The sequence below is a fragment of the Streptomyces sp. CO7 genome (genome assembly GCF_053474865.1).
Map to the genome: position 1 here is coordinate 16,203 of NZ_JBRIOU010000007.1, position 4,044 is coordinate 20,246.

Below are 4,044 nucleotides of genomic sequence, written 5' to 3' on the forward strand. Positions count from 1 at the left end.
CGATCGGTCGGTGCGTCACGGTATGCCTCCCCTGCCGACCCGGTTCATGATCTCGCAGAGCGCCCGGTCGTCGAAGATGCGCGAGGTCGGCACCCGGACGGTGGTGCGGGTGCGACCGGTGACCGGGTGGCCGGCGAGGTTGACCCAGTAGCAGCAGTGCCTGAGGTCGAGCCGGTCGTGCCCCGCGGACAGCCACTGGTCGCGCGAGCGGGGCACCAGCATCACCACGAGGATCTTGTGGACGGTGACGGGGGTGCGGGCCAGCTTGGCCAGGTGGCTGTTGTCCAGCGTGAAGGAGAAGTGCCGTCCCGGCGGGCGCGGCGGTATCTGGTAGGTGGCCTTCAACTGGACCTTGATGGTGACCTCGTCGTCCACGGTGTGACCGGGCGAGCTGTGACTGACGTGCCAGTCGATGCCGTTGTCGGGGAACGGCTGGGACAGCGAGCAGCCGGCCGCGGCCGCGACGGCGTGCAGATATCCCACCTGCAGGGTCTCCATGCAGGCGGTGGTGGCGAGTGTGCCGCGCTGGTGCGCCACGCGGTCGGGCAGCAGCCCTCCGCGTTCGGGCTGCGCCGTGGCCATGCCCAACAGCCTCTCCGGCCGGACGGGTCGAGGTACGGGGCCGCTGAACTGCGCGGACCCGTATCTCTGTTGTCTCCGCGCGGCGTACGCCGCAAACGGTCCGGGTATCACCGCTGCACGGCGGACGATCCGTCTGCCGCCTTGCGTGTGCGGGGAGTTGAGCGAGGGGTTGCGGAGACATGACGTGCTGGTACGAGGGCCCACTGGCCGCCTTCGACACGGAGACGACCGGGGTGGACGTGGAGAGTGACCGCGTGGTGTCGGCCGCCCTGGTGGTGCAGGACGCGCCGGGGACCCGGCCGCGCGTGACGCGCTGGCTGGTGAACCCGGGCGTGCCGGTGCCCGAGGAGGCGACGGCGGTGCACGGGCTGACGCAGGACCACCTGGAGCGCAACGGCCGCTGGCCCGCGCCGGTGATGTACGAGATAGGCCGGGCGCTGGGTGAGCAGGCCGCGGCGGGACGGCCGCTGGTGGTGATGAACGCGCCGTTCGACCTGACGCTGCTGGACCGGGAGCTGCGCCGGCACCGGGCGTCCTCGCTGGAGCGCTGGTTCCGTTCGGCGCCGCTGCGGGTCCTCGATCCGCGGGTGCTGGACAAGCACTTCGACCGGTACCGCAAGGGGCGCCGGACCCTGGTCGACCTGTGCGAGTACTACGGCGTGGAGCTGGCCGAGGCGCACGACGCGGGGGCGGACGCGCTGGCGGCGCTGGAGGTGACGCGCGCGGTGGGGCGGCGGTTCGCCTCCCGGCTGGAGCGGCTGACCCCGGCGGAGCTGCACACGCTGCAGCAGACCTGGCACGCGGCGCAGGCGAAGGGGCTGGAGGCGTGGTTCGCGCGCAGCGGTGTGCCGGAGGCCGTGGACCGGTCCTGGCCGCTGCGCCCGGGCCTGACCGCGGCCGCCTGAACGAAGAGGCGGGACCCGGGAGGTCGGGGCCGGAGGCGTCAGGCCGAAGACCTCCGGCCGACAGGGTCAGGAGGAACGACGGAGGCGACCCGGCCGCAGTACTGCGGACTCGGATCGCCTCCGGTGTTGTGGGCGATACTGGGTTCGAACCAGTGACCTCTTCGGTGTGAACGAAGCGCTCTCCCGCTGAGCTAATCGCCCGGGAACGCACTGAACAATACAGGTCCGACGGCCCTTCGTTCAAACCGCTTCCCCGCCGCCCGCCAGGAACGCCTCCAGGCCGCGGCGGCCGCCGCGCATCATCAGGGCGTGGTTGGCCCGCAGCAACGGGCGGGCGGGCACCCCGAGCAGGCGCAGCAGGGGTTTGGCGAGGTCGGTGTCCTGCTCGTGGAGGACCAGGGTCCCGGCTCCGGCCGGGTGGACGGTCCAGCGCATCCAGCCCTCCAGGTCGCCGCAGAGCGCGGCCTCCAGCACGCCGTTCTCCGGTTCGTTACGGACGGCCCTGATGTCCATCCGCAGGTCGTACGGGAGGAGCGAGCGGACGAGCACCTGCCCGGAGGCCTCCCCGGTCCGCTCCGCGCGTCGCACCTGTGGCCACCAGCGGGGGTAGTCGTCGACGCGTTCCAGGACCCCGTAGACCTCCGCGGGCGGGGCGGAGAGGGTCCAGCGGCCCTCGAAGCGGTACCGGGTGAGTTCGCTCGGTCTCATGGGCCCAGTGTCCACGAGCCGTTCGGCGCCCCTCCGCGGGGCGGCCGGCGAACGGGCGGCGGGCCCCCTCGAGTTGCGGCCGCCCTCGGTGGAGGGTCTGCCCCCATTTTCGCGCATTCGCCGTGGGCCGGTGAATTACCGGCCCTCGGGAGACACTTGACGGACCGCCGGATAAACGGAGGAAGAGGGTCCGCGAACACCGTGGCAATTACCCGGTGTTCCGCGAAAAAGAATCATCGAATTCCGGCACCGAATTACTCGGCCCGGTCACAGCACCACAACGCGGGATGCAAAGCGAGGAGGGTCCGGTTCCACGTTTCCGCGGAACCGGACCCTCCTCGTCGGTGGGCGATACTGGGTTCGAACCAGTGACCTCTTCGGTGTGAACGAAGCGCTCTCCCGCTGAGCTAATCGCCCGGGCGCAGGAAGAACATTACCCCATGTCACGCGGTGCTCCGCACCACCCCGGTCAGCGCCGCCCGGCGTTCCAGGGCATGACGAGACCGAACTTCCAGAGGTACAGGCCCCCCAGGGTGCAGACGATCACCAGCGCGACGGCCGTGAGGATCAGGTTGCGGCGCCGCACCTTGGGGTCCAGCGCCTTCTGCGCGGCCTCGGTGACCTTGCGCTTCGTCCAGCGCAGCACCAGCTGGGCCCAGACGAACTCGGTGGCCCAGATCGCCATGCCGGCGAAGATGATCACCCAGCCGGGGCCGGGCAGGGGCAGCAGCAGGACGCCGCCGCCGACCACCGCGAGGCCGATCAGGAAGACGCCGACCTGCCAGCTCAGGTGGAGCGGCCGGCTCCGGCGGACGAACCGGGGGGCGCGCGAGCCGAGGCCCCGCCCGTGCCCGTGATCCGCCCCTTCGGAGCCCTCCGTGTCCGCCACCTCGCTCATGGTGGCGCCGGTGCCCGGCGCGCCGCCTTCCCTGCCGTCGGCCGGGGTTCCACGATCGTCCTGTGTCACGTCGGATTCCACCTCGCCCGCTGTCGTGCGCATCCCCCGCGTCCCCCCAGGTTCGTCACTCCCCGTATTCATCAGCGAAACCCTACCCGAGGGAAAGTGATCACCGGAATGGTCGCTTCAAAGGAAGTACCCTCGGCCAGAAGAGGTACATAAACGCACGCAAAACCCTCAGAGGGGTTTACAACGGCATCGTGTGTGGCATGTCGATTTCGCCGACGTGCGAATCCCCGAGCGCACACTGAGCGAAAGGCCCTGGCGCTTATGAACACCACGGTCAGCTGCGAGCTGCACCTGCGCCTCGTTGTATCGAGCGAGTCCTCACTGCCTGTCCCCGCAGGCCTGCGGTACGACACGGCCGATCCCTATGCCGTGCACGCCACCTTCCACACCGGAGCCGAGGAGACGGTCGAATGGGTGTTCGCCCGTGACCTCCTCGCCGAGGGGCTGCACCGGCCGACCGGCACGGGCGACGTCCGTGTCTGGCCGTCCCGCAGTCACGGTCAGGGGGTCGTCTGCATCGCCCTCAGCTCCCCCGAGGGCGAGGCCCTGCTCGAGGCCCCGGCGCGGGCCCTGGAGTCCTTCCTGAAGCGTACGGACGCCGCCGTGCCACCCGGCACGGAGCACCGGCACTTCGATCTCGACCAGGAACTCTCGCACATCCTGGCCGAGAGCTAGGGCGGGAGACCCCCGGGGCGCCTCCGGCCCCGGTCCCCACCACCACTCCAGCAACCTCGGCCGTCCACTCGGGGAGACGGCCGGGGCCGGCGCAAGCACCACGCGAGCCGGCGCGACCCCACCCACACACCGGCGCCGTCGCCGCGGTCACCCTCCGCGGCGGCGGCGCCGGTGCGTCCGGGGGCGGGCGACCGGGCGACCGGGGCG

5 protein-coding genes and 2 tRNA genes are annotated in these 4,044 nt (G+C 71.1%); 2 read left to right on the forward strand and 5 right to left on the reverse strand.

Going from position 1 to position 4,044, the window contains the following annotated elements; translation table 11 throughout:
* Positions 1 to 15 precede the first annotated feature (15 nt).
* The gene (locus ACOV8S_RS23790; protein WP_448320156.1) at positions 16 to 582 is read right to left on the reverse strand and encodes a DUF4365 domain-containing protein; all 567 of its coding nucleotides are present in this window, start codon (positions 580 to 582) and stop codon (positions 16 to 18) included.
* Positions 583 to 761: 179 nt separating this feature from the next.
* On the opposite strand from ACOV8S_RS23790, the gene ACOV8S_RS23795 reads away from it, so the two are divergent.
* Entirely contained in the window at positions 762 to 1,487 is a 726-nt protein-coding gene (locus ACOV8S_RS23795) for a 3'-5' exonuclease (RefSeq protein WP_382552247.1), read from the forward strand.
* A 129-nt stretch (positions 1,488 to 1,616) separates the two neighbouring features.
* Here ACOV8S_RS23795 and ACOV8S_RS23800 read toward each other — a convergent pair.
* The 4 genes from ACOV8S_RS23800 to ACOV8S_RS23815 all read right to left on the reverse strand — a co-directional run bounded on the left by ACOV8S_RS23800 (position 1,617) and on the right by ACOV8S_RS23815 (position 3,234).
* A tRNA-Val gene (locus tag ACOV8S_RS23800) sits at positions 1,617 to 1,688 on the reverse strand.
* A 39-nt stretch (positions 1,689 to 1,727) separates the two neighbouring features.
* Entirely contained in the window at positions 1,728 to 2,195 is a 468-nt protein-coding gene (locus ACOV8S_RS23805) for an SRPBCC family protein (protein WP_448320157.1), read from the reverse strand.
* 345 nt (positions 2,196 to 2,540) lie between these two features.
* Positions 2,541 to 2,612, reverse strand: a tRNA-Val gene (locus ACOV8S_RS23810).
* A 52-nt stretch (positions 2,613 to 2,664) separates the two neighbouring features.
* Positions 2,665 to 3,234 (reverse strand): TIGR02611 family protein, encoded by a 570-nt coding sequence (locus tag ACOV8S_RS23815; protein ID WP_448320159.1) that lies wholly within the window; start codon positions 3,232 to 3,234, stop codon positions 2,665 to 2,667.
* A 189-nt stretch (positions 3,235 to 3,423) separates the two neighbouring features.
* Here ACOV8S_RS23815 and ACOV8S_RS23820 point away from each other — a divergent pair, with 189 nt between their 5' ends.
* Positions 3,424 to 3,837 carry an SsgA family sporulation/cell division regulator gene (locus ACOV8S_RS23820; RefSeq protein ID WP_004002642.1) on the forward strand — a complete coding sequence of 138 codons (414 nt, stop codon included), beginning with the start codon at positions 3,424 to 3,426 and terminating at the stop codon, positions 3,835 to 3,837.
* Positions 3,838 to 4,044: the final 207 nt, after the last annotated feature.

What these genes read in the sequence shown, in the direction of transcription:
- ACOV8S_RS23820 (WP_004002642.1), top strand. Translation starts at nt 3,424, where the DNA reads ATGAACACCACGGTCAGCTGCGAGCTGCACCTGCGCCTCGTTGTATCG.
- ACOV8S_RS23805 (WP_448320157.1), bottom strand. Translation starts at nt 2,195, where the DNA reads ATGAGACCGAGCGAACTCACCCGGTACCGCTTCGAGGGCCGCTGGACC.
- ACOV8S_RS23795 (WP_382552247.1), top strand. Translation starts at nt 762, where the DNA reads ATGACGTGCTGGTACGAGGGCCCACTGGCCGCCTTCGACACGGAGACG.
- ACOV8S_RS23815 (WP_448320159.1), bottom strand. Translation starts at nt 3,234, where the DNA reads ATGAATACGGGGAGTGACGAACCTGGGGGGACGCGGGGGATGCGCACG.
- ACOV8S_RS23790 (WP_448320156.1), bottom strand. Translation starts at nt 582, where the DNA reads ATGGCCACGGCGCAGCCCGAACGCGGAGGGCTGCTGCCCGACCGCGTG.